The organism is Azospirillum endophyticum, assembly GCF_016595245.1.
In the GTDB taxonomy this organism is placed as follows: Bacteria; Pseudomonadota; Alphaproteobacteria; order Azospirillales; family Azospirillaceae; genus Azospirillum; species Azospirillum endophyticum.
The window spans coordinates 29,254-55,194 of the sequence record NZ_JAENHM010000001.1 but is presented as its reverse complement, the minus strand read 5'-3'; the positions used below and the strand labels follow the sequence as shown (position 1 = coordinate 55,194).

Here is a 25,941-nt window from a genome sequence, read left to right as displayed (position 1 = left end):
ACAACGAAACACCAGACGGTTAAGGGAGACCGACACCATGTTCCGCAAACTGCTGCTCGCCACCGGCATCGCCGCCGCCCTGCTGGCTCCGGTCGCCGCCGCCACGACCGCCTCTGCCCAGGACGTGAAGTCCCGCATCATCCGCTTCGGCTACGGCCTGTCGGAGAACAGTAACCAGGGCCGCGCCGTCAAGTTCTTCGTCGAGGAGGTGTCCAAGCGCAGCGGCGGCAAGCTGAAGGTGAAGGGCTTCGGCGACAGCAGCCTCGGCAGCGACATGCAGATGCAGAACACCCTGATCGGCGGCGCGCAGGAGATGATGGTGGGCTCCACCGCCACCCTGGTCGGCGTCGTCAAGGATTTCGGCGTCTACGACCTGCCCTTCCTGTTCAACAACGAGAAGGAGGCGGATGCCGTCCTCGACGGCCCGTTCGGCGAGAAGCTGATGAAGGCGCTGGACGACAAGGGGCTGGTCGGGCTGGTCTATTGGGAGAACGGTTTCCGCAACCTGACCAACAGCAAGCGGCCGATCACCAAGGTCGAGGACATGGGCGGCATCAAGCTGCGGGTGATGCAGAACCCGGTCTACATCGACATGTTCAACAGCTTCGGCGCCAACGCGGTGCCGCTGGCCTTCTCCGAACTGTTCACGGCGATGGAGACCGGCACGGTCGACGGCCAGGAGAACCCGGTCACCACCATCCAGTCGTCCAAGTTCTATGAAGTGCAGAAGTACCTGACGATCTCCCGCCACGTCTACAGCCCGTGGATCATGCTGGCCAGCAAGCGCTGGTGGGACGGCCTGTCGGCGGACGAGAAGAAGATCCTCAAGGACGCCGCCGTCGCCTCGCGCGACTTCGAGCGCAAGGACAGCCGCGAGGCGTCGGCCCAGAGCGTGGCCTACCTGAAGGAGAAGGGCATGCAGATCAACGAGCTGAGCCCGGCCGAGCTGGAGCGCATGCGCGAGATGGTCAAGCCGGCCTTCGACAAGTACGCCGCCGACGGCGGTGCCGAGGTGCTGAAGGACCTGCAGGCCGCCATCGCCGCCGCCCGCAAGTAATTAAGGCGACGCATACCCGTGAGGGTGCAGGGGGGCGGACCGGGACGACCGGTCCGCCCCCTTCGTCTTTTGGGCTGCTTCCCGGACTTGCTTCAGCAGTCGAAGAACACCGTCTCCCGTTCGCCCTGGATGTGGATGTCGAAGCGGTAGACCACGCCGCCGGGTACCTCGGCGCGCTTCGCGATCAGGGTGTCGCGGCGGTCGGCCGGGACGGTCGCCAGCACCGGATCCGCCGCATTCGCCGCCGTCTCGTCGGAGAAGTGCAGGCGGGTGAAAGCGTGGCTCAGCATGCCGCGGGCGAAGACGGCGACCGCGATGTGTGGGGCGTGACCCTCGTCGCAGGCGCCGGGCTTCACCGTGTCGAAGAAATAACGGCCCTGGTCGTCGGTGCCGCAGCGGCCGAAGCCGGCGGCACCGGGGGCGTGGCGGCCGTCGGCGCCGGCCTGCCAGATCTCCACCACGCAGTCGCGGACGATCTGGCCCTCGCCGTCATGGACGGTTCCTTCGATGCGGATGTGCTCGCCCGGCATGTCGCGGGTGGCCAGCCGGTTGGTCGCCAGCGGGCGGCGGCCGTAGAGTTCCGGCGTCCAGGCATAGGCGAAATAGGGACCGACGGTCTGGGACGGGGTCTGTTTCAGCATCTGGCTCATGAGGGTCAGCCTTCCATCGGCGTGGCTTGGCGTCCGCGCAGGACGATGTCGAACTCGTAGCCGAGCGCCCACACCGGCTCGGTCACGTCGATGGAGAAGCGCGAGACCAGCAGCTCGCGCGCGCCTTCCGGTACCCCGTTGTAGATGGGGTCGAGCGGCAGCAGCGGATCGCCCGGGAAATACATCTGGGTCACCAGCCGGGTCAGGAAGGACGGCCCGAACAGCGAGAAATGGATGTGGGCCGGGCGCCAGGCGTTGTGGTGGTTGCCCCAGGGATAGGCGCCGGGCTTGATCGTGGTGAAGCGATAGCGGCCTTCGGCGTCGGTGAGGCAGCGGCCGGCCCCGAAGAAGTTGGGGTCGAGTGGCGCATCATGCTGGTCCCAGCGGTGGACGTAGCGGCCGCAGGCATTGGCCTGCCAGATCTCCAGCAGCGTGTGCGGCACCGGCCGGCCGCTTTCGTCCAGCACGCGGCCGGTGACGATCATGCGCTCGCCGATCGGCTCGCCGTTGACGCGGCCATTCTTCGTCAGGTCGTGGTCGAGCGGATCGAGGCTGTCCTGGCCGAAGACCGGGCCGCTGCGCACCGACAGGCCCTGCTTCATCGGGATCAGCGGCTTGCGCGGCGAGCGCAGCACCGTCGATTTGTAGAGCGGCGACAGGTAGGGCGGGTGCTGTGCCCAGTCGCGGGGGCCGAAATCGCCCTCCGTCTCGTGAACGACCGTGTCCATCTCGGGACGCCTCCTTGGAAAATTGCAGGGATCCGGCCTTGAGCGGCCTGTTGGGTTCATTATGGACCTCTGGTCCATTTTTCAGAAATGCGAAGACTGGACCGCGATGGTTCACTTTTCGGACTTTCAGTCCTGCTGACGCTTTGCGCCTCTATGGTCCGTCAGAACGCGCTCGATGAAATGGCCGGCGGAACCGGTGTAGCGCAGCGGGTTGAACAGGCGGTCGAGACCGTCGGCGCCCAGCGCCTGCATCACCTCGGCATCCTCGGCCAGCACGTCGCGCAACGGACGGGCGGCTTCGGCGGCGCGGCGGCTGGCTTCGGCGACGCGGGAATGGGCGGCCATGCGGCCCATGCGGTCGCCGAGCGCCATGGTGACGGCCTCTGCCAGGATCAGGCCGCGGGTCAGGTCCAGGTTGGCCCGCATGCGCTCGGCGTCGACGGTCAGGCCGGCGACGGTCTCGCGGGCATGGCGGGCGGCCCCGGCGGCGAGGCGGCAGAGGTCGGGCAGCGCTTGCCATTCGGCATGCCAGCCGCCAAGGCCGCGCTCATGCTCCTGCACCTGCGCCGCCAGCAGCCCGCCGACCAGCGCCGGGGCGCGGATCGCGGCGGAGAGCAGGACGGCGCAGGACACCGGGTTGCGCTTGTGCGGCATGGTGGAGGAGCCGCCGCGGCCGGGGCCGGCCGGTTCGAACGCCTCGCCCACTTCCATCTGCATCATCAGCGAGATGTCGCGGCCGAGCGTGCCCAGCGTGCCGGCGAGGATGCCGAGCGCCGAAGCCGGTTCGGTGACACGGTCGCGGCTGGCGTGCCAGGGCAGGGCGGGCAAGGGGAGGTCCAGTTCCGCTGCCAGCGCCTCCGCCACCGCCGGGCCGGCATCACCGAGCGCGGCCAGCGTGCCGGCGGCACCGCCGAATTGCAGGGCGAGGCGGGCACGGGCGGCGGCGATGCGCTGGCGGTCGCGGCCCAGCGCGTCGAGCCAGCCGGCGGCCTTCAGGCCGAAGGTGGTGGGCAGGGCGTGCTGAAGCCAGGTGCGGGCGACCATCGGCGTGGCACGGTGGCGGTCGGCGAGGTCGGCCAGGCCGTCGGCGAGGGCCGCCAGATCGGCGTCGAGGGCGTCGAGGAAGCGGCGCAGTTGCAGCATCAGTCCGCTGTCCATGGCGTCCTGGCTGGTGGCGCCCCAATGGACGTAGCGGGAGGATTCCTCGTCGGCGGCCTTCACCCTGCGGGTCAGGTGCTTGACCATCGGGATGGCGGTGTTGCCGGCCAGCGCCGCTTCCGCCCCCAGCGCGTCGAGGCGGTAAAGCCCGGCCTTGCAGGCCGCCTCGATGGCGGCGACGGCATGGGAGGGGATGACGCCGACCGCCGCCTCCGCCCGCGCCAGCGCCGCCTCGAAATCGAGCATGCCCTGTAGCCGTGCCGCGGGGGAGAAAGCGTCGGCCGCCGCGTCGGTGGTGAAGAGCGGGTCGAGCAGCGGGTCGGCCCAAGGGGTGGCGGTGCGATTGTCGGAACGAGGGTCGGTCATGGGCTTCACCCCTTCTTCGCGTCCTCTTCATCCATCTCGGCGTAGACGGCGCGGGCCAGCGCGATGGCGTGGTTTCCGGCCGGGACGCCGGCATAGACGGCGGCCTGCATCAGGATTTCCTTCACCTCGGCGCGGGTGACGCCGGTGTTGCGGGTGGCGCGGATGTGCAGCTTCAACTCGCCGTCCTTGCCGAGCGCCGCCAGCATGGCGATGGTCAGCATGCTGCGTGTCCGGATGTCCAGCCCCGGCCGGGTCCAGATCTGGCCCCAGGCGGTCTTGGTGATGAATTCCTGGAAATCGGCGTCGAAATCGGTGGCGCGCTCCAGCGAGCGGTCGACATGGGCGTCGCCCAGGACCGAACGGCGCACCGCCATGCCGCGGTCGTAGAGGTCCTTATCCTTTATTTCACGGTCGGCCATCACAGATCCCCCAGGAAGCCATCGATCAGGGCGGCCAGTTCCGCCGGCTTCTCGACGCCGGGGATGTGGGCGGCGCCGGGCAGCAGTTCGAAGCGGGCGCCGGGGATGCCGGCGGCCAGTTCGCGGGCGACGCCGGGCGGGGTCGCCACGTCCTCCGCGCCGCAGATCACCAAGGTGGGGGCGGCGATGGCGGCGTTGGCGGCGCGCAGGTCGGCGTCGCGGATCGCCATGGAACAGCCGACATAGCCGTCCTCGGTGGTGCGGGCGACCATGGCGGTGTAGCCGCGGATCTGGTCGGGCCGGCCGTCGCGGAACCCTTGCGTGAACCAGCGGGCCATCACCCCGTCGGAAATCGCGGTCATGCCGCGGGCGCGGATGGCGGCGATGCGGTCGGCCCAGATCGATTGCGGGCCGATGACGCCGGCGGTGTCGCACAGGATCAGGCCATGCACGCGGGCCGGCGCCTTGACGGCGAGGCGCTGGGCCATCATGCCGCCGATCGACAGGCCGCAGACATGGGCCCGCGCGATGCCGAGGGCGTCGAGCAGGCCGGCGGCGTCGTCGGCCAGCAGGTCCATGCTGTAGCCGGACGCTTCCGTCACCGGCGTCACCTGGGTCAGGCCGTGGCCGCGCATGTCGTAGCGCAGGATGCGGTAGCGCTGCGACAGGTGGGGCACCACGGCGTCCCAGATGTGGAAGCTGGTGCCGATCGAGTTGGCGAACAGCAGCACCGGCGCGTCGGCCGGGCCGGTCAGGTCGTAATGCTGGGTGATGCCGGCGGCTTCGATGAAGGGCATGGGGCCCGCCTGTGGTTGTTGTTCTGGTCAGGTATCGGCTGACGGTGCCCCCACCCTAACCCTCCCCCGCTCTCGCGGGGGAGGGGACAAGCGCTTGTCTGGGAGGGCGGCGGCAGTCCCTCCCCCACCCAGTGGGGGAGGATAGGTGGGGGTCTAACGTTGACGGCTACACCCGCTCGATCATCACCGCGATGCCCTGGCCGACGCCGATGCACATGGTGCAGAGCGCGGTCCGGCCGCCGGACTGTTCGAGCTGGTGGACGGCGGTGGTCGCCAGACGGGCGCCGCTCATGCCGAGCGGATGGCCGAGCGCGATGCCGCCGCCGTTCGGGTTCACATGGGCGGCATCGTCGGGCAGGCCAAGCTCGCGCAGGACGGCCAGCGCCTGGGCGGCGAAGGCCTCGTTCAGCTCGATCAGGTCGATGCCGGCGATGGTGCGGCCGAGCCGTTCCAGCAGCTTGCGGGTGGCGGGGACCGGGCCGATGCCCATGACGCGGGGCGGCACGCCGGCGGTGGCGCCGCCGACGATGCGGGCGCGCGGGGTCAGGCCGAAGCGCTTCACCGCCGCTTCCGACGCGATCAGCAGGGCGGCGGCGCCGTCGTTGACGCCGGACGCATTGCCGGCGGTGATGGTGCCGCCGGGGCGGACGATGGGCTTCAGCGCCGACAGCGCCTCGATGGTGGTGGCGCGGGGATGCTCGTCGGTCGTCACCACCGTCTCGCCCTTGCGGGTCCGGATGGTGACGGGGACGATCTCGCGGGCCATGCTGCCGTCGGCGATGGCGCGGGCGGCGCGGTCCTGGCTGCGCAGCGCGAAGGAATCCTGGTCGGCGCGGGCGATCTTCCAGTCGTCGGCGACGTTCTCCGCCGTCTCCGGCATCGAATCGACGCCGTAGGCAGCCTTCATCGCCGGGTTGACGAAGCGCCAGCCGATGGTGGTGTCGAAGATCTCGGCCTGCCGGGAGAAGGGAGCGTCCGCCTTGCCCATGACGAAGGGGGCACGGCTCATGCTCTCCACCCCACCGGCGATCATCAGCTCGGCCTCGCCCGCCTTGATGGCGCGGGCAGCGGTGGCGAGCGCGTCGAGACCGGAGCCGCAGAGCCGGTTCATCGTCGTGCCCGGCACCGCGTCGGGCAGGCCCGCCAGCAGCGCCGACATGCGGGCGACGTTGCGGTTGTCCTCGCCGGCCTGGTTGGCGCAGCCATAGATGACGTCGTCCACCGCCGCCCAGTCGACCGCGGGGTTGCGCTGCATCAGTGCGCGGATCGGCACGGCACCGAGATCGTCGGCGCGCACCGACGACAGGGATCCTGCATAGCGGCCGACGGGGGTGCGGATGGCGTCGCAGATGTAGGCTTCGGTCATGATGTCATCCTTCCCCGCCGCCACCGGCTTGGCCGTGGGCGGCGGCGGTGCGGGCCTGGAGGTCGCGCAGCGCGGCCAGCGCGCCGGCGTCCGGGATCTCGGTCGTCTTCAGGTCGGGCGCGATCTTCAGCTCCCAGCCGGTGGCCGCCTTCACCTGCTCCACCGTCACGCCGGGATGGATGCTGGTCAGGGTCAGTTCCTTGGTCACCGGGTCGGGGGTGAGGATGCCGAGATCGGTGATGACCGCGGTCGGCCCGGCGCCGGGGATGCCGGCCCTGGCCCGCGCGTCGCCGCCGTCGAGATAGCCCGCCGAGGTGACGAAGGGCAGCTTGGCGACGAAGGCCTTCGGGCTCTGCTTCAGGACGATGAAGACCTCCTTGGCCTGGGAGGCGATCTCCGGCGCCCCGCCGGCACCGGGCAGCCGCACCTTGGGCGTGTCGTAGGGGCCGATGACGGTGGTGTTGATGTTGGCGAAGCGGTCGACCTGGGCAGCGCCGAGGAAGCCGACATCGATCCGCCCGCCCTGCAGCCAGTAGCGGAAGATCTCCGGCGTGCCGACCACGGTGTCGGCGGTCAGCGCGAGGTCGCCGTCGCCGATCGACAGCGGCAGCACCGTCGGCTTGGCGCCGATCGGACCGGATTCATAGATCAGCACCACGTCCGGCGCATGGGTCAGCCGGGCGAGGTTGGCGGCGGTCGACGGCAGGCCGATGCCGACGAAGCAGACGGTGCCGTCTTTCAGCAGGCGGCTAGCCGCCACCGTCATGATCTCGGTCGCGGTGAAATCGAGAGTTTCGGCGTTGGCTTCGGCCGGCATCACGCGGTCTCCTTCATGCTTTCGGCCAGCACGCGGCGGAAGCCGGCGAAATCGTCGGTGTCCAGCACATGGCGCTGCATCCAGGCCTGGAAGGTTTCGCGCGAGCGGGCGATGGGGTCCCAGGCCTTGTAGAAACGGTTGTCGCGTTCCGAATAGCCCTGAGCGTAGGACGGATAGGCGCCGCCGGGGACGGGACAGACGGCGGAGAGCGCCCAGCTCGGCAGCACGCAGGCGTTGGGCGGCGCCTCCAGGTCGTCGACGATCTCCTCCACCGTGACGATGGAGCGCTTGGCGGCCAGCACCGCCTCCTTCTGGACGCCGAGGATGCCCCAGATCAGGACGTTGCCGCGGCGGTCGGCCTTCTGGGCGTGGATCACCGTCACGTCGGGGCGGACCGACGGGATGGCCGCCAGCTTCTCCCCGGTGAAGGGGCATTCGACGAAGCGGATGTTGGGATTGACCTTCGGCAGGTCGGAGCCGGTGTAGCCGCGCAGCAGGGCGAAGGGCAGGTTGGAGGCGCCGGCGACATAGGCGTTCGCCATGCCGGCATGGCTGTGCTCTTCGATGGCGAGCCGCTGCGGCCAGCCCTGTTCGACCGCGTCGCGGAAGCGGTGGAGCGAGCCGACGCCGGGATTGCCGCCCCAGGAGAAGATCAGCTTCGCCGCACAGCCCATGCCGATCAGCTGGTCGTAGATCAGGTCCGGCGTCATGCGCACCAGCGTCAGGTCGCGCCGGCCCTGCCGGACGATCTCGTGGCCGGCGGCATGGGGAATCAGGTGGGTGAACCCTTCCAGGGCGACGGTGTCGCCGTCGTGCACGAGGCTCGCCACCGCCTCGCGCAGGGGCGTGATGTTAGCCATATGACCTCCCGAATGTGCGGAAACCGCACGAGTATTCGTCTTTAAGCCCAGAGTGGCGACGGTGTTCGGCGGCTGTCAAGGGCGAAAAACATACATAATGTACGATTATCGCCCATATTGCGGCGCAGCATTGGGAATTTCCGATAGTACGGCTGGAATGAAAGCTGGAAATCCCAATATTTCAATTGGATAACCGAGACTGTAAGTTCGTGCGATTATAGAACTTTAAGCCAAGTATCGAACTTGACGGTTCGGGCATCCCTCAGTACGGTTGGCGAAACAGTCGCCGACCGGGACGAAGGTTTCCGGTACCGGACAATGGTCACATGTGGGAGGGACGATGACGAGGACTCTGCGCAACGCGCTGCTGGGCACGGCGTTCGGCCTGGCGCTGGCGGCCGGTCCGGCCGGAGCCGCCACCATCAAGGTCGGCGTCGTGGCGCCCTTCTCCGGGCCGTTCGGCGTCGCCGGCAAGACCTTCCGGGAGGCGATCGAGGTCTATCAGGCCCAGCATGGCAAGACCGTCGGCAACGACACGGTGGAGTTCGTCTACAAGGATCTCGATCAGGCGAATCCGGCACAAAGCAAGGCGCTGTCGCAGGAGCTGATCGTCAAGGAGAAGGTCTCCTTCCTCGCCGGCTATTTCTTCACCCCCGACGCGCTGGCCGTCGCCCCGCTGATCGACGAGGCGAACATTCCCTGCGTGATCTTCAACGCCGCGACCTCCGCCATCACGGAGAAGTCGCCGCGCTATGTCCGCACCTCCTTCACGCTGTGGCAGAACACCGTGCCGCTGGCCGAATACATGGCCAAGCAGGGCATCAAGAAGGCGGTGTCGGCGGTCAGCGACTATGGTCCCGGCCTCGATGGCGAAGCCGCCTTCAAGACCACCTTCGAGAAGCATGGCGGCACGGTGGTGGACAGCATCCGCATGCCGCTGAAGTCGACCGACTTCGCCCCCTTCATGCAGCGCATCAAGGATTCGGGCGCGGAAGCGGTCTACGCCTTCCTGCCGGCCGGCCCGACGACCCTGGCCTTCACCAAGGCCTTCAGCGACACCGGCCTGAAGGCGGCCGGCATCAAATTCTTCGGCCCCGGCGACCTGACCCAGGAACCGGACCTGCCGGCGCTGGGCGATGCGGCGCTGGGCGTCACCACCAGCTTCAACTACAGCCGCGCCCACGATTCGGCGATGAACAAGGCCTTCGTCGCCAAGCACAAGGAGATGTTCGGCTCGACCGACACCGTCACATTCAGCTCGGTCGGCGCCTATGACGGCGTGCACGTCATCTATCAGATGATCAAGAACGGCGGCGGCGGCAAGATCGACGGCGCCAAGGCGGTGGAGTCGGTGAAGGGCATGAGCTGGGAAAGCCCGCGGGGGCCGCTGACCATCGATCCCGACAGCCGCCACGTCACCCAGACTATCTATCTGCGCACGGTCGAAAAGGTCGACGGCAAATTGGAGAATGTCGAGAAGGAGGCGTTTCCGAAGCAGCCGGACTATGGGTACAAGGTGGCGAAGTGAGGGGGGAGTTTCCCTCTCCCAACCAATAGAGAGTCCCCTCTCCCCCCTGGGGAGAGGGTTGGGGTGAGGGGGATGCGCGGCAGGATTTTCGGGCAAGGCACGCGGTGCTTCCCCCTCACCCCGACCCTCTCCCCGGGGGGGAGAGGGAGATTGGGCTGACGGAGAGGCATCATGGAAACCATGTTCGGGATCGCCGTCGACGGGGTCGCCTACGGCATGATCCTCTTCATCATCTCCGTCGGGCTGTCGGTGACGCTGGGGCTGATGCGGGTGGTCAATCTGGCGCATGGCGCCTTCGCCATGGTCGGCGGCTATGTCGCCTCCTATGCCGCGCAGACAGCCGGGCTGTCCTATGGGCTGGCGCTGGTCGTGGCGGTGGCGCTGACGGTGCTGGCGACCCTGCCGCTGGAACGGCTGCTGTACCGGCGCATCTACGGCTCGGCCAACGAGCTGGCGCAGGTGCTGCTGACCATCGGCCTGACCTTCGTCATCGTCGCCGGCATCAACTATCTGTTCGGCCCGACGCTGAAGCGCATTCCGCTGCCCGAGATGCTGACCGGCACGGTGGAGCTGGGGCCGAAGGCGATCCCGACCCACCGCGCCTTCGTGATCGCCGCCGGGGCGGCGACCCTGCTGGGGCTGTGGTGGCTGCTGGAGCGCACCGATTTCGGCATCCGGCTGCGCGCGGCGGTCGATGATCCCGCCATGGCGGCGGCGCTGGGCATCCGGACCGAACGGCTCTATCTGGCGACCTTCGCGCTCGGCACCGGGCTGGCGGCGCTGGGCGGCGTGCTGGGGGCGGAGCTTCTTCCGCTGGAGCCCTACTACGCCATCCGCTACATCGTGCTGTTCCTGGCGGTGGTGGCGGTCGGCGGGGCCGGCAGCATCTTCGGATCGGCGGCGGCGGCGCTGGCGCTTGGCATCGTCGACACCGCCGGCAAATACCTGATCCCGAATTTCGGCGAGTTCTTCTTCTATGCCGCGCTGATCCTGATCCTGTTCCGCTGGCCCCACGGCTTCTTCAAAGGGAGGGCGGCATGACGAGCGTCGCCGAGCGCCCCGACCCGATGAGCGATCCGGTGAGCCGGCACACCCCGCCGGCGGCCCGCCGCGATCTCGGCTGGATCGGCATCCCGCTGGTCGCGGCGGTCGGGCTGGCCGCCTACTGGCTGCTGCCGGACGATCTGGCTCTGCTGACCCGCATCGCCGCCTCGGCGCTGTTCGTGCTGTCGCTCGACCTCGTGCTCGGCTATGGCGGGATCGCCACGCTGGGGCAGGCGGCGATGTTCGGCACCGGCGCCTATGCCGCCGGCATCGTCGCGGTCAACTGGATCAACGATCCCTTCGCCATGCTGGCGGCCGGCGGGATTGCCGGCGGGGGAATCGCGCTGGCGACCGGCGCGCTGATCCTGCACGCCCGCGGGCTGACCCTGCTGATGCTGACCATCGCCGTCGGGCAGATCGTGCAGGAGGTCGCCAACAAGGCGCGCGACTGGACCGGCGGCAGCGACGGGCTGTCGGGCATCGACCCGGCGCCGGTGCTGGGGCTGTTCCGCTTCGACATGTTCGGCCGCACCTCCTACCTGTTCGCGCTGGCGGTGCTGGTGGCCGGGCTGCTGGTGGCGCGGCGGATCATGCGCTCGCCCTTCGGGCTGGCCTGCCGCGGGGTTAGGGAGGATCCCCTGCGGATCTCCGCCATCGGCGGCTCGCCGAAATCCTATCTGGTGGCGCTCTATGCCGTCGCCGGAGTGTTCGCTGGGGTGGCGGGAGCGCTGACCGCGGTGACCAGCGGCATCGTTGGGCTGGACAGCGCCGGCTTCCCCTGGTCGGCGGAGGCGCTGGTGATGCTGGTGCTGGGCGGCACCGGGCGGCTCTATGGCGCGGTGATCGGCACGGCGGCCTTCATGGGCATCCACCACATCCTGGCCGCCAGCGACCCCTTCCACTGGATGGGCTTCATCGGCCTGTTCCTGATCGGCATCGTCCTGTTCCTGCCCGGCGGCATCGCGTCGGGTTTGGAGCGGCTGGGCGGGCTGCTTCGGAGGAAGGAGGACCGGGCATGACGAAGCTTCTGGAAGTCGAGGGGTTGGCCAAGAATTTCGGCGGCCTCCAGGTGTCGGCCGACATCTCCATGACGCTGAATGCCGGCGACCGCTGTGCCCTGATCGGGCCGAACGGCGCGGGGAAGACGACCTTCGTCAACCTCGTCACCGGGGTGATCCCGCCCAGCGCCGGCACCATCCGGCTGGCCGGCCGCGACATCACCAGACTGCCGGCGGCGGAGCGGGTGCGGCTGGGGTTGATCCGCAGCTTCCAGGTCGCGCGGCTGTTCAAGTCGATGACGGTGCGCGAGCATCTGGAGCTGGCCGTCCTGCAACGCGACCGCCGCACCTTCCGCCTGTTCGCCAGCGTCGGCAAGGTGGCCGGGCTGGCCGACGAGGTGGCGGGGCTGCTCGACACCATGGGGCTGACCCAGGCGGCGCACACGGCGGTCGGGTCGCTGGCCTACGGGCAGCAGCGGCTGCTGGAGATCGCGCTGGCGCTGGCGATGAAGCCGAAGGTGCTGATTTTGGACGAGCCGGCGGCCGGCGTGCCCCATTCGGAAAGCCAGCGCATCCTCGACGCCATCGACCGGCTGCCCGAGGATCTGGCGGTATTGATGATCGAGCACGACATGGACCTCGTCTTCCGCTTCGCCAGAACCATCGTCGTGCTGGCGCAGGGGCGGCTGCTGTGCAGCGGCACCGCCAAGGAGATCGTCGCCGACCCGCGCGTGCGCGAGGTCTATCTGGGGAGCCGCGCCGATGCCCGCTGAACCGGTCGGATCGCTTGAGGTCGTGGAATTGCGGGCCGGCTACGGCAAGACGCTGATCCTCGACGGCATTTCCTTTGCCGTGCCGACGGGCGGGCGTCTGGCGCTGCTCGGCCGCAACGGGGTGGGGAAGACGACGACGCTGGCGACTCTGGTCGGCCAGACCACGCGCCATGGCGGCGGTATGAAGCTGGATGGGGTGGAGCTCGGCGGGATGAACAGTTCGGGTCGTGCGGCGGCCGGGCTGGGCTATGTGCCGCAGACCCGCGACATCTTCAAGTCGCTGACGGTGGAGGAGAACCTCGTCGCCGGGCTGAAGGGCCGTCCGCGCTCGGCGCTGGAGGAGGCCTACGCGCTGTTCCCCCGGCTGGGCGAGCGGCGGCGCAACGGCGGCGGCGAATTGTCGGGCGGCGAGCAGCAGATGCTGTCGGTCGCCCGCGCGCTGCTCGGCAAGCCGACGGTGCTGCTGCTGGACGAACCGCTGGAGGGGCTGGCGCCGGTGATCTGCGACACGCTGATGGCGGCGCTGTCGAAACTGGACATGACCATCGTCCTGGTGGAGCAGCAGGTCGACCGGGCGCTGGACTTCGCCGACCGCGTGGTCTTCCTCGACCGCGGCCGGGTGGTGCATGCCGGGCCGGCGGCGCAGGCGAAGGCCGATCCGGCGCTGCTGGAGCGGCATCTCGGCGTGGCGCTGGCGGCGTAGGGGGAAAACACCCTCTCCCGTCCCGGGAGAGGGAAGGGGCCCAAGCGAAGCTTGGGAAGGGTGAGGGGGCGTGCAAGGAACCATGCGGTTCGGGATTCTTGGCATCCCCCTCACCCTCCCGCCTGCGGCGGGTCCCTCCCTCTCCCGGGGCGGGAGAGGGCATTTTTCACCTAAACGGCGGCGCGTAGAGCAGGCCGCCCTGGGTCCAGGGCTTGTTCTGGCCGCGGTCCATGCCGTAGGGGACGCCCAGGTTGCGGTCGAAGATCTCGCCGTAATTCCCCACCTGGGCCAAGGCCTGCAAGGCCCAGTCGTCGGGCAGGCCGAGCGTGCGGGAGACGCTGCCGGCGTGGCCCAGCATGCGATGCAGCTCGGGGTCGTCGGGAATGCGGCCGGCCTGCACGTCCGCCGCGGTGACGCCCTTCGCGTCGGCCAGGACGATGGCGTGGAGGACCCAGCGGGTGATGTCGTACCAGTTGCGGTCGCCGCGCGCGATGTAGGGCGTCAGCGGCTCGCGCGAGATCACGTCGGGGTAGATATAGATGTTCATCCCCGCCTGCCGGTAGCCGGCCAGAGAGGTGACCAGCACCGTGCGGTCGGTGGTCAGCAGGTCGCATTCATGGGCGAGGAAGGCCTGCAAAGCCTCGTCCAGCGTCTGGAAGGTGCGGATCGTCCAGGGCAGGTCGGATTTGCGGATATGGTCCTCAAGGTTGCGGACCGTGGTGGTGGCGGTCTTGACGCAGACGGTGCGTGGACCCAGCCGGTCGAGCGGCGGTGGTGGCGTGGCGTCGCTGTGGATGGCGAAGCCCTGGCCGTCGTGCAGCAGCGGCATCAGGAACTCGATGTCGTGCGATAGCTCGCGGCTGAAGGTCCAGGTCGTGGTGGTCAGCGCCACGTCGACCTCGTGCTTCTCCACCGCCTGGAACTCCTGCGGCTTTTCCGGCAGGCGGACGACGCGGATCGCCTGGGCGTTGCCCAGCGTCGCGGCGGCGAAGACCCGGCAGACATCGACCAGGAAGCCGTCGAGATGCCCCTGCGGGTCGGAGAAGGAGATGCCGCTGACGCCGCTGCGCAGGCCGCAGACCAGGAAGCCGCGGCCGTGGATGCGCTCCAGCGTGTCGCCGTCCCCGGCCAGCGCCGATGGGGCGAGTGCCGGCGGGGCCAGCACCAGCGCCAGCAGCAGAAGCAACACCAGCCGCATCCCGACACCCATCCCCCAGATCCGCCTCATCCGCCGCACCCTTGCGGCGGGCGGGATCAGGCGGCCTGCCCGGCGCGCAGCGTGCCGAGCAGACTATGCAGCGAAGCGGCTTCCTCGGCCAGCGTGTTCGCCGTCCGGGTCAGCGAGGCCGCGATGTCGCCGGTGCGCGACGCCTGGGCGTTGACGCCGTCGATCAGGGACGCCACCTCGCCGGTGTTGCCGGCGATCACGCCGACGCGGCTGCGGATGTCGGTGGAGGAGGCGGTCTGGCGGGCCACCGCCTCGCCGATCAGGTCCTGCACCTCGTTGATGCGCTCGACCGAGCCGGAGATGCGGGCGAAGCTGCCGACGGTGTTCTGGATGCTGCCGTTGATGGCGCCGACCGAGCTGGCGATCTGCACGGTGGCGTTGGCGGTCTCCTCCGCCAGCTTCTTCACCTCTGCCGCCACCACGGCGAAGCCGCGTCCGGCCACGCCGGCGACCGCCGCCTCGATGGTGGCGTTCAGCGCCAGCAGCTTGGTCTGGTGGGCGATGCCGGTGATGACGTCGACGATGCGGCGAATCTGGTCGGTGTTCTCGCCAAGCTGGCCGACCACCTCGCGGGCGGCGGTCAGCTCGCCCAGCGTGGCGCCGACCACCCCGGCCGCCTCGGTCGCCAGGCTGGAGACGCTGCCGATGGTGTCCATCAGCATCTCCGCGCTGTCGTTGCAGGTGTTGGCGTTGCGGTTGCTCTCGGCGACGAAGCTGCCGGCGCTGACCGTGCTGTCGATGGTGCCGGCCGATTCCCGGCGCAGCGCGTCAGCCAGCTCGCGCAGCTGGCCCGACTGGGTGGCGACGCCCGACGCCACCTGATGCACCTCGTCCATCAGCTGGCGGGCCAGGGCGGCGGAGCGCATCTGTTCGGACACGTCGGTCCAGGACAGGGTCTTGCCCAGCACGTTGCCCTGGTCGTCGAACACGGTATCGACATGGGCCTCCACCGTCGTCGCGTCCACCGTCAGGGTGCGGCGCGGGATCGGCGGGCGGGCGGGGTCGGTGCAGGCGGCGGTGAAGTCCGGCCCCTGGGCCAGCAGGTCGGGACCGGCCGGGTCGATGCCGTGCGCCTCGCAGAAGGTCCGGGCGGCGGGGTTGACGAAACCCACCTGACCATCGGTGCGCAGGAGCGCCGTCGGGACCGGGCTGCTGTCGACCATCCGCTTCATCAGCAGCACCTGCTCGACGCTGCCGCGCAGGTGACGGAGCGCCGTCGCCATCACCGCCAACTCGTCGCGGCCGGTGCGGGGGACTTCGATCGACAGATCGCCGGCGGCGATCTGCTCCATGGCGCGGGCGAACTTGCGCAGGTTGGCGAAGACGGCGACGCGCAGAAGCAGGGCGGCGGCGATGGCGACGGCCAGGGCGAAGGCGGCGACCATCTTCAGGGCGTCGTCGCGCAGGGCCTCGGTCGCACCGACGAAGTCGGAGACGTCGCGCGAGATCTCGGCCGTCGCCCAGGGCAGGCCGCCGTCGCCGCCGAGCGAGACGGTGGTGGTGGAGAGCTGGGCATGGGCCGACGGCTCATTGCCCTTGGCCTCGAACAGCACCCCGCCCTTGCCATCGGTGAAGCGGATGTCGGCGTCCAGAACGGCGCCCAGGCTGGACAGGGCGGGCAGCGGGTCGGTCACCACCTCGAGGAATCCCAGGACGCGGAAGCCGCCGATGGGGACGATCATGCTGAACAGCGGCCGGCCCTGGCCGTCGCGCCACAGCAGGCTGGCCGGGCGGCGCTTGTCGGCGATCTCGCGCGCCTTCAGCGCCTCGAACAGCGGGGCGACGGTGGCGACGCTGTCCTGCTCCCCGCCGGTCGTCGCGACGCGGGTCATCTCGGCGTCGAACACGGCGACCGAGAGCAGCCGCACCTCGCGGTCGACCACCACGGGCCGCGCGTTGATGTTCTTCAGCGCCAGCATCGTCTTGGCCGGATCCTTCTGGTTGATGCTGTCGACCAGGAAGGCGTCGCGGCTCCATTCGTTGGCATGGCCCTGGAGCCAGTCCGTGTAGTTCTTGCGGATGCGGTCGTTGGCGAGCACGCGCAGGGTCGCCGACGCACTGCTGTCGAAGGTGGCGAGCGCGAAGTCGGTGTAGCGTTGCGACACCCAGGCCTGGCTGGCGATCAGCGCCGCCACCAGCACGCCCACCACCGACACCATGGCGCGGCGCAGGGTCCAGAAGCGGTATCGGGTGCCGCCCTCGTCCAGGGAGCCGCCCGCCTTCGTCACGCCTGCCTTCGTCGAGATCGCCGTCATGCCCCAAACCCCCGCCGCCAATAACGGTTTCACGGATTGCTACGCGCACATCGTCGCAGGGCCCTTTGAACGGTTTAGCGTCAAATTGTGAACAGTTCGTGTCTTTTTGTTTGCATTTGAGACAAGTGAAGCGCCCGGAGAAAAAGAACACGGTGATTTTTTCAGCAGATGAACGATCCGTGACTTCCATTTTGGAGGGGATGCAAAGATGAAAAGCCGCCGCTTGTGGCGGGTTGACTTTAAAACAGGCGGATCGTCCGGCCTGATGCATAAAAATATGGCCACGGGAACGGCGAAAAATTTTCGCGATTCCCGTGGCCCAGGCTGCCGAGCGCGTGGCCGCCGCGAGACTGAGGCGACGGGGGAGTTTGCTCGGGGTAGTTCTCCCTCTCCCCCCGGGGAGAGGGGCGGGGTGAGGGGGATGCATAGGGTGGATTCGGTGGCGAATGGGGAGTGCGCGGCTCTTGAAGATCCTCGCCGCGCGTCCCCCTCACCCTAACCCTCTCCCCGGGGGGGGGAGAGGGGATCCTGGCCGGTTCGAAGAACTCCTCACCCGTCCTGCGTGACGTCGCCGGCGAACAGGTAGCCGGTGCCGTGGACGGTCACGATCAGCCGGGGGTCGGCGGGGTCGGTCTCGATCAGGCGGCGCAGGCGGCGGACCAGGCTGTCGATGGTGCGGTCGGTGGCGTCGGTCTTGCGCCGCGTCGTCGCCGTCAGCAGATAGTCGCGGTTCATCACCCGTCCGGGGCTGCAGACGAAGGTCGACAGCAGTTCGAACTCCGCCCCCGTCAGCCGCACCGGATTGCCCTGCGGGTCGGTCAGGCGCATGCGGTCGAGCCACAACGTCCAGCCGGCGAAGCTGCGCCGGCGGTCGTCGCGCTGGTCGCCCGGCGCCTTCAGCCGGCGCAGCAGGTTCCGCACCCGGGCCAGGATCTCGCGCGGCTCGAAGGGCTTCGCGATGTAGTCGTCGGCCCCCATCTCCAGCCCGATGATGCGGTCCAGCTTCTCCGCCCGGCTGCTGACCAGGATGATGCCGATCTCCGACACCGCGCGAAGCTCGCGGGTCAGGGTCAGACCGTCCTGGCGCGGCAGCCGGATGTCGAGCAGCACGAGGTCCACCGCGGCGGTTGCCAGCAGATCCTTCAGCTCCTCCGCGCTGCGGGCCAGCAGGACGTCGAAGCCCTCGTCCATGAGGTAGGACTTCAGCGTCTCGCGCGTCACCGCGTCGTCGTCGGTGATGGCAATGGTCGCCGGCATGGGCCTTTTGTCCGCTTCCTCGCGCCTTACCGCCTCAATGCTCCAGGATCTGGCCCAGGAACTGGCGGGTGCGCTCGCTTTTCGGGTTCTCGAAGAATTCGGCCGGCGACCCGCTCTCGATGATCGAGCCTTCGGCCATGAAGACAATAGAGTCGGCGACCTGCCGGGCGAAGCCCATTTCGTGGGTGACGCAGACCATGGTCATGCCCTCGCCGGCCAGCTCGGTCATGACGTCCAACACCTCCTTCACCATCTCGGGGTCGAGCGCCGAGGTCGGCTCGTCGAACAGCATGATCTCCGGGCGCATGCACAGCGCGCGGGCGATGGCGACGCGCTGCTGCTGGCCGCCGGAAAGCTGGCCGGGGAACTTGTGCGCCTGGTCGGGGATGCGCACCCGCTTCAGGTACATCATGGCGATTTCCTCGATCTCGGACTTCGCCATGCCGCGGACCCAGATCGGGGCCAGCGTCAGGTTCTGCAGGACGGTCAGGTGCGGGAACAGGTTGAAGTTCTGGAACACCATGCCGACCTTGCGGCGGATCTTCTCCACCGCCTTGACGTCGTCGGTCAGCTCGATGCCGTCGACGACGATATGGCCGGTCTGGTGCGCCTCGAGCCGGTTGATGCAGCGGATCATCGTCGACTTGCCCGAGCCCGACGGGCCGCAGACGACGACCTTCTCGCCCTTGGCGACGGACAGGCTGACGTCGCGCAGCGCGTGGTAGCTGTTGTACCACTTGCCGACCTTGCGGAGTTCGATGATGGCGGTCTCGGTCATTGCTCGGTCTCCAGAGGACGGGTCAGCGGCGGGTGTAGCGGTTGGCCAGACGCTCCAGCCACTGGCTGTAGCGCGACATGCTGAAGCAGAAGATCCAGAACATCAGCCCGGCGAAGACATAGACCTCGGCGAAATAGGGACGCCATTCGGGGTCGGTCGTCGCCACGGTGGCGGCGGTCAGCAGGTCGTACAGGCCGACGATGGTGACCAGCGAGGTGTCCTTGAAGGCGCTGATGAACTGGTTGACGATGGGCGGAATGACGATGCGCAGCGCCTGCGGCAGGACGATCAGCATCGTCTTCTGCCAGTAGCCGAGGCCGAGCGCGTCGGCGGCCTCGTACTGGCCCTTGGGGATCGCCTGCAACCCGCCGCGCACCGCCTCGGCCAGATAGGCGGCGGTGAACAGGGTCATGCCGGCCAGCGCGCGCAGCAGCTTGTCGACGGTGACGCCTTCCGGCAGGAAGAGCGGGAACATCACCGACGCCATGAACAGCACGCTGACCAACGGCACGCCGCGCATCGCCTCGATGAAGCCGACGCAGAAGGTGCGGATGGCCGGCAGCGACGACTGGCGGCCCAGCGCCAGCAGGATCGACAGCGGGAAGGCCAGCGCGATGGAGAAGACCGACAGCATCAGCGTGATCGGCAGCCCGCCCCAGCGGTCGTTCGGCACATAGGTCAGGCCGGCGACGCCGCCCCACATCAGCACGCCCATGCCGACCAGGGTCAGCGCCCAGGCACCGGCCAGCCAGGGCCGCCAGAAGGCGCGGACGCCGCTGGCGCCCAGCATCGCCACGAACAGGGCGCAGGCCAGGAAGGGGCGCCACTGCTCGTCGTAGGGATAGGTGCCGAAGAAGATCAGCCGGTGCTTGACGACGATCACCGACCAGCAGGCGCCGGCCGCCTCGCGGCAGGCTTCCGAGCTGCCGGACCAGCTGGCGTTCAGCAGCAGCCAGTTCGCCATCGGCGGCACCACCAGCCACAGCAGCACCAGGCAGGCGACGGTCAGCGCCGTGTTCAGCGGGGTGTTGAACAGGTTGTCCTTCGCCCAGCCGAAGGGCTTCAGCGCCGTCATGCCGTTGGCTTGCGGCGGGGTCGAGGCCTGGCTCGGTTCCTCCTCGTAGGAGGCGGCCCAATGGGCGGGGGGAACGGGAGCGGTGGGGATCGGGGCCTGATCGGCGGGGGAATGCTTGCTCATCGGGTCACCAGGGCCACGCGGCGGTTGTACCAGTTCATGAAGCCGGAGATCGCGAGGCTGATGATGAGGTAGACGACCATCATCATCGCCACCGCCTCCACCACCTGTCCGGTCTGGTTGGCCGAGGTGTTGGAGACGCTGACCAGATCCGGATAGCCGATGGCGACGGCCAGCGAGCTGTTCTTGGTCAGGTTCAGATACTGGCTGGTCAGCGGCGGCACGATGACGCGCAGCGCCTGCGGCAGGATGACGAGGCGCAGGATCTTGCCCGGCGACAGGCCCAGCGCCAGCCCGGCCTCGGTCTGGCCATGCGGCACGGCGAGGATGCCGGAGCGCACGATCTCGGCGATGAAGCCGGCGGTGTAGACCGACAGGCCGATCAGCAGCGCGGTGAATTCCGGGGTGACCGCCCCGCCGCCCTCGAAGTTGAAGCCGGCCAGGACCGGCACGTCGAAGGCGAGCGGCGCGCCGGTGGTGATGAACGCCGCGGCCGGCGGCAGCAGCAGGGCGGCGATGACGGCCGGCAGGGTGGGGAAGGGCTTGCCGGTGGCCTCGCGGTGGCGGCGGCCGTAGCGGACGGCGGCGATGGCGGCGGCGATGCCGGCGAGCAGGGCCAGCAGGATCCAGCCATGGCCGGCATGCTCCACCAGGACCGGGAACTTCATGCCGCGGTTGCTGAGGAAGATGCCCGGCAGCACCTCCAGCGCCTCCCGCGGGCTGGGGAGCCGGTTCAGGATCGTGTACCAGACCACCAGCTGCAGCAGCAGCGGCACGTTGCGCACCGTCTCGACATACAGGGTGGCGAAGCGGTTCACCATCCAGTTGGACGACAGCCGCCCGATGCCGATCAGCACGCCCAGCACGGTCGCCAGCACGACGCCGGCGGCCGACACCGCCAGCGTGTTCAGCAGGCCGACCACCAACGCCGTCAGATAGGTGTCGGAGGCGGAATAGGGCAGCAGGCTCTCGCCGATCTCGAATCCGGCCTCGCGCTGGAGGAAGCCGAAGCCGGTGGCGACGCCGCGGGTGGCGAGGTTGGTCAGCGTGTTGGAGACGAGATACCAGGCGACGGCGAGGGTGCAGGCCAGAAACAGCGCCTGATACAGCCACCCCCGCACGCGCGCGGAGTTCAGCGCCTGGACCGGGTTTGTCATGGTGTTCTCCGTGCGGGGGAGTGAGGCAGGCAGACACTTGCCCCCACCCCGGCCCTCCCCCGCTGGGCGGGGGAGGGAGTCTGTCGTAGGGCGGCGGAGTTCCCTCCCCTGCGATCGGACCGGCCTCTGGCCGGCCGAGGGCGGGGGAGGGTTAGGGTGGGGGCAATACGCGGCCTTACTTCATCGGCGGCGCGTACATCAGGCCGCCTTCGGTGTAGAGGGCGTTCTGGCCGCGCGGCATCTTCAGCTTGGAGCCGGCGCCGACGTTGCGCTCATAGCTCTGGGCGTAGTTGCCGACCTGCTTGATGATGGCGTAGGCCCAGTTCTCCTCGACGCCCAGCGCCTTGCCGTTGCCGGCGGTGACGCCCAGCAGGCGCTTCACGTCCGGGTCGGGGGAGGTCATGGCGGCGTCGACGGTCTCCGACGTCAGGCCCTTCTCCTCGGCCTGGACCATCGTGTAGAAGGCCCAGGTGACCAGGTTCATCCACTCCTCGTCGCCCTGGCGGACGGCCGGGGACAGCGGCTCCTTGGAGATCAGCTCGGGCAGGATGACGTAGTCGTTGGGGTTCTGCACCTCGGCGGCGCGGATGGCCGCCAACTGCGAGGCGTCGGAGGTCAGGGCGTCGCAACGGCCGGCGAAGAAGGCCTTGTTCAGCTCCTCGTTCTTCTCGATGACGACCGGCTTGAAGGTCATCTTGTTGGCGCGGAAGTAATCCGACACGTTCTGCTCGGTCGTGGTGCCGGGCAGGACGCAGACGGTGGCGCCGTTCAGCTGCTTGGCGCTCTTCAGCCCCAGCTTGGCCGACACCATGAAGCCCTGGCCGTCATAGTAGTTGGTCGGCGCGAAGTTCAGGCCGTTGGCGGTGTCGCGGGTCAGGGTGCGGGTGGTGTTGCGGGCCAGCAGGTCGATCTCGCCGGACTGGAGCGCCGGCAGGCGCTGCTGGGCCGACAGCGGGGTGTACTTCACCTTCTCGGCATCGCCGAACATCGCGGCGGCGACGGCGCGGCACATGTCGACGTCCAGGCCCGACCACTTGCCCTTGTCGTCCGGGGCGGAGAAGCCGTACAGGCCCAGGTTGACGCCGCACTGGACGTAGCCCTTCTGCTTCACGCCGTCGAAGGTGGCGCCGGCCTGGGCGGTACCGGAGAGGACGAGGGCGGAAACGGACAGGGTGGCCGCGATGGCGAGCGCGCTCAGATGGGACTTCACGGGGCGTGGCTCCTTCAGCCTTGGTCTTTCCAGGGGCGCCGGGGCGAAAGGCTCCGGCCGCCGCGTGTGGCCACAATCGCTCCGTGGATTGAACAAAGTGCCCGCCCGGCATGAACGGTTGTGGCGGAGATGTGAACAGCTTTGGACGGATCGGCTTCCCAGGCGGCGAGTCCGGCCGCCGGGCTTCGCCCGCGAATGGTCACGCCGTCCGGCCGATATTTAACGTGCGCCGGCTTTCGGCCGGCCCTACAAGCGATAGGAACCGGTCATATATCCAGAGGCCGGAATTGCGGGGATGTCGACGTCGATGGGGTCCGATCGGCCGGTCTGGCAATGGATCGCGCGTTTTTCGCTGCTGCGGCGGGGTCCGATAGCGCGTTACGGCATGGCCGTGCTGGCCACCGCCGCCGCCCTGCTGCTGCGCCTTGCCGTCGATGGCACCATGGCGTCGGGTTTTCCCTTTCTCACCTTCTTCCCGGCAGTGATCCTCACCGCCTTCATGGCCGGGCGGGGTCCCGGGGTGGCGGCGGGGGTGCTGTCGGGGGGGGCGGCCTGGTACTTCTTCATTCCGCCCTACGAGTCCTTCGCGCTGGACGCGTCGGTCGCGCTGGCGCTGGCCTTCTATGCGGTGGTGGTCACGGTGGACGTCGCGCTGATCCACGGCATGCAGACGACGCTGGCCCGATTGCAGGAGGAGCGCGGCCGCACCGCCTCCCTGCTGGACGCACAGACCACCATGTTCCACGAGCTGCAGCACCGGGTCGCCAACAACATGCAGTTCGTCTCCGCCCTGCTGGACCTGCAGAGGCGGTCGGTCGAGCGCTCGCCGGAAGGGGCGGTGGCGGCGCTCGAAGAGGCGGGGCGGCGGCTCCACACCATGGCGCAGGTGCATCGGCGTCTGCACGACCCGCGCTCCGGCGACGATTTCGGCAGCCATGTCGAAGGTCTGTGCCAGGATCTGCTGGCGGCGGCCGGGGCGCCCGGCATCGTCTGCCGCGTGGCGGTGCAGGCGGCGCCGCAATCGCCCGAACGGCTGCTGGCGCTGGCGTTGCTGATCGTTGAGGCGCTGACCAACAGCCTGAAGCACGCCTTCGCCGGCCGCGACGGCGGCATCGTCACCGTCGAACTGCATGCGCTGCCGGACCGGACCGGCCAGTTGCGCCTGCTGGTGGCGGACGACGGCATCGGCCTGCCCGAGGGATTCGACGTCCAGCATCTGTCCAGCCTGGGCTGGAAGATCATCCAGAGCCTGGCCGCCCAGCTGAGCGGCCAGTTGAGCTACGGCCGCGCCGACGACACCGGAACGCGGATCGAGTTGCGCTTTCCGGCTTGACCGGCGCACCCGACTTGGGCTTTTCCGTCGCCAAGGGCCGAACTATCTGTGATCCTGCCGGTTGCTGCGGGGACCGGTCGGCGACAGCGGGAGGGGGTTATGGCGACACTGAAGGAATTCGAGGACGCGCTGAAGGCGGCGGGCAACACGGCTGCGCTGGAGATCCTGGAGTCCCTGAGGGCGCGCGACCGCACCCAGCGTTCGGTCCGCCCGGCCCGGCGCCTGACCGGGCGCAAGATGACGCCGGAACTGGCCACCGAGATCCTGCACCTGCACGAGACCACCAACATGACCCAGCAGGAGATCGCCTTCCAGCTGGGGGTGAACCAGGGCCGGGTGAACGAGGTCATCAAGCGCCGCAAATGGCTGAGCGACGACCCCGCGGCCCCGGAAGCCCAGGCCAGAGACAAGGCCAAGCAGCGCGCCAAGGAGGGCGTCGGCATCGCGCCGAGCCGGCCGTCGCGGAAGAAGAAAACGAAGGTGGAGGCGGTGCCCGAGGTCGCACCGGGATTGCCGCCCGAGGCGGTGCCGACGGAGCCGCAGGCCGTCGCGCCGGCCGAGGAGCCGGCGGCGGAGGTCGCCGCCGCGCCGGAGCCCGCACAGTCCGAGACCGCATCGCCCGAGACCACATCGTCCAAGACTGCATCGCCCGAGGCCGCCGTGCCGGAGCCGGCGGAACCGCCGGCCGAACTGCCGATGCCGATGGCGGCGCCGGAGATGCCGGTGGAGCAGCCCGCCAAGGGCAAGGACAAGCCGAAGGGAAAGGCCGGCGCGCGCAAGCAGGGCAAGGCGGCCGAGGCGCCGGCGCAGCTGCTGTTCAAGGATCTCCTGTAGGGGCGGGCGGGAAACCCCTTCCCCCGAGCCATGTTCATCGCTCATCTCGCATCTGCGGAATTGACGGCCTGCGGCGGATTGCCTCAGCGGGGGGATGGCAAATATCCTGACCTCCGCCCGGCCGCTTCCGATTCCCCCCGCCGCCGGGCCCTCCCATTCCTCATCCAGCGGCGACAGCGGAGAGACGACCATGGCTTCTGCCGGCCATAACGGCGACAGGCGTGCCGAGCCACAGCTGGCCTCGGCCCATCCCGGGCTGGTGCTGCTGGCGCTCGCCATGGGCGGCTTCGCCATCGGGACGACCGAATTCGCGACGATGAGCCTGCTGCCCTATTTCGCCCGCGGCCTCGGCATCGACGAGCCGACCGCCGGCCACGTCATCAGCGCCTATGCGCTGGGCGTGGTGGCGGGGGCACCGGTGATCGCGGTGCTGGCGGCGCGGCTGCCACGGCGGACCCTGCTGATCGGGCTGATGGCGGTCTTCGCCGTCGCCAACGTGGCGAGCGCCTTCTCACCCTCCTACGGCTGGATGCTGGCCTTCCGTTTCATGAGCGGCCTGCCGCACGGCGCCTATTTCGGCGTGGCCGCCCTGGTCGCCGCCTCGCTGGTGCCGCCGCAGCGCCGGGCGCAGGCGGTGGCGCGCACCATGCTGGGGCTGACGGTGGCGACCATCGTCGGCGTGCCGATGGCGAACTGGATCGGCCAGGCACTGGGCTGGCGCTGGGGCTTCGGCGTCGTCGGGCTGCTGGCCCTGCTGACCGTGGTGCTGGTCTGGAGCTTCGCCCCCAACGACCGCCCGCACCCGAACGCCAGCCCGCTGCGCGAGCTGGGCGCGCTGAAGCGGCGGCAGGTCTGGCTGACGCTGGGCATCGGCGCCATCGGGTTCGGCGGCATGTTCGCCGTCTATACCTATGTCGCCTCCACCCTGATGGAGGTGACGCAGGTGTCGCCGGCGGTGGTGCCCGTCGTTCTGGCGGTGTTCGGCGCCGGCATGACCGTCGGCACGCTGGTCAGCGCCTGGGCCGCCGACCGCGCCCTGATGCCGACCGTCGCCTTCATCCTGCTGTGGAGCGCCGGGTCGCTGGCGCTCTATCCCTTCGCCGTCGGCAACATCTGGCTGGTGTCGGCCGTCGTTTTCATGATCGGCTGCGGCGGCGGGCTCGGCACCCCGTTGCAGACCCGGCTGATGGATGTGGCGGAGGATGCGCAGACGCTGGCCGCGGCGCTGAACCACAGCGCCTTCAACGCCGCCAACGCGCTCGGCCCCTGGCTCGGCGGCATGGCGATCGCCGCCGGCTGGGGCTGGGCCTCCGTCGGCTGGGTCGGCGCCGCGCTGGCGCTCTGTGGGCTGGCGGTGTGGGGGGTGGCGATGCTGGACGAGCGTGCCGCCACTGCCCGGCTGGCCGAAGCCTGCGCCGGGGACTGAGTCT

At 69.1% G+C, this 25,941-nt stretch carries 24 protein-coding genes; 9 read left to right on the top strand and 15 right to left on the bottom strand.

What is annotated here, in order from left to right:
* Positions 1 to 37: 37 nt before the first annotated feature.
* A complete protein-coding gene (locus JHL17_RS00240; RefSeq protein WP_200190048.1) occupies positions 38 to 1,057 on the top strand; it encodes a TRAP transporter substrate-binding protein in 1,020 nt (339 codons plus the stop codon).
* Between the two features lie 92 nt (positions 1,058 to 1,149).
* Here the strand turns inward: JHL17_RS00240 and pcaG are convergent, their stop codons facing one another.
* The 8 genes from pcaG to JHL17_RS00200 all read right to left on the bottom strand — a co-directional run bounded on the left by pcaG (position 1,150) and on the right by JHL17_RS00200 (position 8,218).
* Positions 1,150 to 1,707, bottom strand: coding sequence for a protocatechuate 3,4-dioxygenase subunit alpha (pcaG, locus tag JHL17_RS00235; protein WP_200190047.1), 558 nt, complete (start codon positions 1,705 to 1,707; stop codon positions 1,150 to 1,152).
* 5 nt (positions 1,708 to 1,712) lie between these two features.
* Positions 1,713 to 2,435 (bottom strand): protocatechuate 3,4-dioxygenase subunit beta, encoded by a 723-nt coding sequence (gene pcaH, locus JHL17_RS00230; protein ID WP_200190046.1) that lies wholly within the window; start codon positions 2,433 to 2,435, stop codon positions 1,713 to 1,715.
* Between the two features lie 126 nt (positions 2,436 to 2,561).
* Positions 2,562 to 3,959: a 3-carboxy-cis,cis-muconate cycloisomerase gene (locus JHL17_RS00225; protein ID WP_200190045.1), complete on the bottom strand. Its 1,398-nt coding sequence runs from the start codon at positions 3,957 to 3,959 to the stop codon at positions 2,562 to 2,564.
* A 5-nt stretch (positions 3,960 to 3,964) separates the two neighbouring features.
* Entirely contained in the window at positions 3,965 to 4,378 is a 414-nt protein-coding gene (pcaC, locus tag JHL17_RS00220) for a 4-carboxymuconolactone decarboxylase (protein ID WP_211113253.1), read from the bottom strand.
* Positions 4,378 to 5,175: a 3-oxoadipate enol-lactonase gene (gene pcaD / locus JHL17_RS00215; protein ID WP_200190044.1), complete on the bottom strand. Its 798-nt coding sequence runs from the start codon at positions 5,173 to 5,175 to the stop codon at positions 4,378 to 4,380. The genes pcaC and pcaD overlap by 1 nt, the downstream gene beginning before the upstream one ends.
* A 166-nt stretch (positions 5,176 to 5,341) precedes the next feature.
* Complete coding sequence (gene pcaF, locus JHL17_RS00210; RefSeq protein WP_200190043.1) at positions 5,342 to 6,541, bottom strand: 3-oxoadipyl-CoA thiolase; 1,200 nt, start codon at positions 6,539 to 6,541, stop codon at positions 5,342 to 5,344.
* A gap of 4 nt (positions 6,542 to 6,545) precedes the next feature.
* Positions 6,546 to 7,358, bottom strand: a complete 813-nt coding sequence (locus JHL17_RS00205; protein WP_200190042.1) for a CoA-transferase subunit beta — start codon at positions 7,356 to 7,358, stop codon at positions 6,546 to 6,548.
* On the bottom strand, positions 7,358 to 8,218 hold the full coding sequence (locus JHL17_RS00200; protein WP_200190041.1) for a CoA transferase subunit A: 861 nt from the start codon (positions 8,216 to 8,218) through the stop codon (positions 7,358 to 7,360). Before JHL17_RS00200 ends, JHL17_RS00205 begins: the two co-directional genes overlap by 1 nt.
* A gap of 340 nt (positions 8,219 to 8,558) precedes the next feature.
* Between JHL17_RS00200 and JHL17_RS00195 the strand changes: the two genes are divergently transcribed.
* The 5 genes from JHL17_RS00195 (at position 8,559) to JHL17_RS00175 (ending at position 13,264) form a co-directional block, all read left to right on the top strand.
* A complete protein-coding gene (locus tag JHL17_RS00195; RefSeq protein ID WP_200190040.1) occupies positions 8,559 to 9,746 on the top strand; it encodes an ABC transporter substrate-binding protein in 1,188 nt (395 codons plus the stop codon).
* A gap of 171 nt (positions 9,747 to 9,917) precedes the next feature.
* Positions 9,918 to 10,787: a branched-chain amino acid ABC transporter permease gene (locus tag JHL17_RS00190; protein ID WP_200190039.1), complete on the top strand. Its 870-nt coding sequence runs from the start codon at positions 9,918 to 9,920 to the stop codon at positions 10,785 to 10,787.
* Positions 10,784 to 11,809: a branched-chain amino acid ABC transporter permease gene (locus JHL17_RS00185; RefSeq protein WP_200190038.1), complete on the top strand. Its 1,026-nt coding sequence runs from the start codon at positions 10,784 to 10,786 to the stop codon at positions 11,807 to 11,809. Before JHL17_RS00190 ends, JHL17_RS00185 begins: the two co-directional genes overlap by 4 nt.
* Positions 11,806 to 12,561, top strand: a complete 756-nt coding sequence (locus JHL17_RS00180; protein WP_200190037.1) for an ABC transporter ATP-binding protein — start codon at positions 11,806 to 11,808, stop codon at positions 12,559 to 12,561. The genes JHL17_RS00185 and JHL17_RS00180 overlap by 4 nt, the downstream gene beginning before the upstream one ends.
* Entirely contained in the window at positions 12,551 to 13,264 is a 714-nt protein-coding gene (locus JHL17_RS00175; protein WP_200190036.1) for an ABC transporter ATP-binding protein, read from the top strand. The genes JHL17_RS00180 and JHL17_RS00175 overlap by 11 nt, the downstream gene beginning before the upstream one ends.
* Positions 13,265 to 13,430: 166 nt before the next feature.
* Here JHL17_RS00175 and JHL17_RS00170 read toward each other — a convergent pair whose 3' ends face one another.
* From JHL17_RS00170 to JHL17_RS00140, 7 genes are all read right to left on the bottom strand, one after another.
* Positions 13,431 to 14,474: an amino acid ABC transporter substrate-binding protein gene (locus tag JHL17_RS00170; RefSeq protein ID WP_200190035.1), complete on the bottom strand. Its 1,044-nt coding sequence runs from the start codon at positions 14,472 to 14,474 to the stop codon at positions 13,431 to 13,433.
* A gap of 44 nt (positions 14,475 to 14,518) precedes the next feature.
* Entirely contained in the window at positions 14,519 to 16,747 is a 2,229-nt protein-coding gene (locus JHL17_RS00165) for a methyl-accepting chemotaxis protein (RefSeq protein WP_200190034.1), read from the bottom strand.
* Positions 16,748 to 17,296: 549 nt separating this feature from the next.
* Positions 17,297 to 18,004, bottom strand: a complete 708-nt coding sequence (locus JHL17_RS00160) for a response regulator (protein ID WP_200190033.1) — start codon at positions 18,002 to 18,004, stop codon at positions 17,297 to 17,299.
* A gap of 34 nt (positions 18,005 to 18,038) precedes the next feature.
* Positions 18,039 to 18,782: an amino acid ABC transporter ATP-binding protein gene (locus JHL17_RS00155; RefSeq protein WP_200190032.1), complete on the bottom strand. Its 744-nt coding sequence runs from the start codon at positions 18,780 to 18,782 to the stop codon at positions 18,039 to 18,041.
* Positions 18,783 to 18,804: 22 nt separating this feature from the next.
* Positions 18,805 to 19,980, bottom strand: coding sequence for an amino acid ABC transporter permease (locus tag JHL17_RS00150; protein ID WP_200190031.1), 1,176 nt, complete (start codon positions 19,978 to 19,980; stop codon positions 18,805 to 18,807).
* Entirely contained in the window at positions 19,977 to 21,134 is a 1,158-nt protein-coding gene (locus JHL17_RS00145) for an amino acid ABC transporter permease (RefSeq protein WP_200190030.1), read from the bottom strand. Before JHL17_RS00145 ends, JHL17_RS00150 begins: the two co-directional genes overlap by 4 nt.
* Before the next feature lie 175 nt (positions 21,135 to 21,309).
* Positions 21,310 to 22,344, bottom strand: coding sequence for a transporter substrate-binding domain-containing protein (locus tag JHL17_RS00140; RefSeq protein WP_200190029.1), 1,035 nt, complete (start codon positions 22,342 to 22,344; stop codon positions 21,310 to 21,312).
* Positions 22,345 to 22,639: 295 nt separating this feature from the next.
* On the opposite strand from JHL17_RS00140, the gene JHL17_RS00135 reads away from it, so the two are divergent.
* From JHL17_RS00135 to JHL17_RS00125, 3 genes are all read left to right on the top strand, one after another.
* Positions 22,640 to 23,677 carry a sensor histidine kinase gene (locus JHL17_RS00135; RefSeq protein WP_247893216.1) on the top strand — a complete coding sequence of 346 codons (1,038 nt, stop codon included), beginning with the start codon at positions 22,640 to 22,642 and terminating at the stop codon, positions 23,675 to 23,677.
* 99 nt (positions 23,678 to 23,776) lie between these two features.
* On the top strand, positions 23,777 to 24,511 hold the full coding sequence (locus JHL17_RS00130; RefSeq protein ID WP_200190028.1) for a hypothetical protein: 735 nt from the start codon (positions 23,777 to 23,779) through the stop codon (positions 24,509 to 24,511).
* Between the two features lie 190 nt (positions 24,512 to 24,701).
* Complete coding sequence (locus JHL17_RS00125) at positions 24,702 to 25,937, top strand: MFS transporter (protein ID WP_200190027.1); 1,236 nt, start codon at positions 24,702 to 24,704, stop codon at positions 25,935 to 25,937.
* Positions 25,938 to 25,941: the final 4 nt, after the last annotated feature.

Excerpts from the sequence above, each read along its gene's own strand:
- JHL17_RS00240 (WP_200190048.1), top strand. The coding sequence starts at position 38 with ATGTTCCGCAAACTGCTGCTCGCCACCGGCATCGCCGCCGCCCTGCTG.
- pcaG (WP_200190047.1), bottom strand. The coding sequence starts at position 1,707 with ATGAGCCAGATGCTGAAACAGACCCCGTCCCAGACCGTCGGTCCCTAT.
- pcaH (WP_200190046.1), bottom strand. The coding sequence starts at position 2,435 with ATGGACACGGTCGTTCACGAGACGGAGGGCGATTTCGGCCCCCGCGAC.
- JHL17_RS00225 (WP_200190045.1), bottom strand. The coding sequence starts at position 3,959 with ATGACCGACCCTCGTTCCGACAATCGCACCGCCACCCCTTGGGCCGAC.
- pcaC (WP_211113253.1), bottom strand. The coding sequence starts at position 4,378 with ATGGCCGACCGTGAAATAAAGGATAAGGACCTCTACGACCGCGGCATG.
- pcaD (WP_200190044.1), bottom strand. The coding sequence starts at position 5,175 with ATGCCCTTCATCGAAGCCGCCGGCATCACCCAGCATTACGACCTGACC.
- pcaF (WP_200190043.1), bottom strand. The coding sequence starts at position 6,541 with ATGACCGAAGCCTACATCTGCGACGCCATCCGCACCCCCGTCGGCCGC.
- JHL17_RS00205 (WP_200190042.1), bottom strand. The coding sequence starts at position 7,358 with ATGCCGGCCGAAGCCAACGCCGAAACTCTCGATTTCACCGCGACCGAG.
- JHL17_RS00200 (WP_200190041.1), bottom strand. The coding sequence starts at position 8,218 with ATGGCTAACATCACGCCCCTGCGCGAGGCGGTGGCGAGCCTCGTGCAC.
- JHL17_RS00195 (WP_200190040.1), top strand. The coding sequence starts at position 8,559 with ATGACGAGGACTCTGCGCAACGCGCTGCTGGGCACGGCGTTCGGCCTG.
- JHL17_RS00190 (WP_200190039.1), top strand. The coding sequence starts at position 9,918 with ATGGAAACCATGTTCGGGATCGCCGTCGACGGGGTCGCCTACGGCATG.
- JHL17_RS00185 (WP_200190038.1), top strand. The coding sequence starts at position 10,784 with ATGACGAGCGTCGCCGAGCGCCCCGACCCGATGAGCGATCCGGTGAGC.
- JHL17_RS00180 (WP_200190037.1), top strand. The coding sequence starts at position 11,806 with ATGACGAAGCTTCTGGAAGTCGAGGGGTTGGCCAAGAATTTCGGCGGC.
- JHL17_RS00175 (WP_200190036.1), top strand. The coding sequence starts at position 12,551 with ATGCCCGCTGAACCGGTCGGATCGCTTGAGGTCGTGGAATTGCGGGCC.
- JHL17_RS00170 (WP_200190035.1), bottom strand. The coding sequence starts at position 14,474 with ATGGGTGTCGGGATGCGGCTGGTGTTGCTTCTGCTGCTGGCGCTGGTG.
- JHL17_RS00165 (WP_200190034.1), bottom strand. The coding sequence starts at position 16,747 with ATGACGGCGATCTCGACGAAGGCAGGCGTGACGAAGGCGGGCGGCTCC.
- JHL17_RS00160 (WP_200190033.1), bottom strand. The coding sequence starts at position 18,004 with ATGCCGGCGACCATTGCCATCACCGACGACGACGCGGTGACGCGCGAG.
- JHL17_RS00155 (WP_200190032.1), bottom strand. The coding sequence starts at position 18,782 with ATGACCGAGACCGCCATCATCGAACTCCGCAAGGTCGGCAAGTGGTAC.
- JHL17_RS00150 (WP_200190031.1), bottom strand. The coding sequence starts at position 19,980 with ATGAGCAAGCATTCCCCCGCCGATCAGGCCCCGATCCCCACCGCTCCC.
- JHL17_RS00145 (WP_200190030.1), bottom strand. The coding sequence starts at position 21,134 with ATGACAAACCCGGTCCAGGCGCTGAACTCCGCGCGCGTGCGGGGGTGG.
- JHL17_RS00135 (WP_247893216.1), top strand. The coding sequence starts at position 22,640 with ATGTCGACGTCGATGGGGTCCGATCGGCCGGTCTGGCAATGGATCGCG.
- JHL17_RS00130 (WP_200190028.1), top strand. The coding sequence starts at position 23,777 with ATGGCGACACTGAAGGAATTCGAGGACGCGCTGAAGGCGGCGGGCAAC.
- JHL17_RS00125 (WP_200190027.1), top strand. The coding sequence starts at position 24,702 with ATGGCTTCTGCCGGCCATAACGGCGACAGGCGTGCCGAGCCACAGCTG.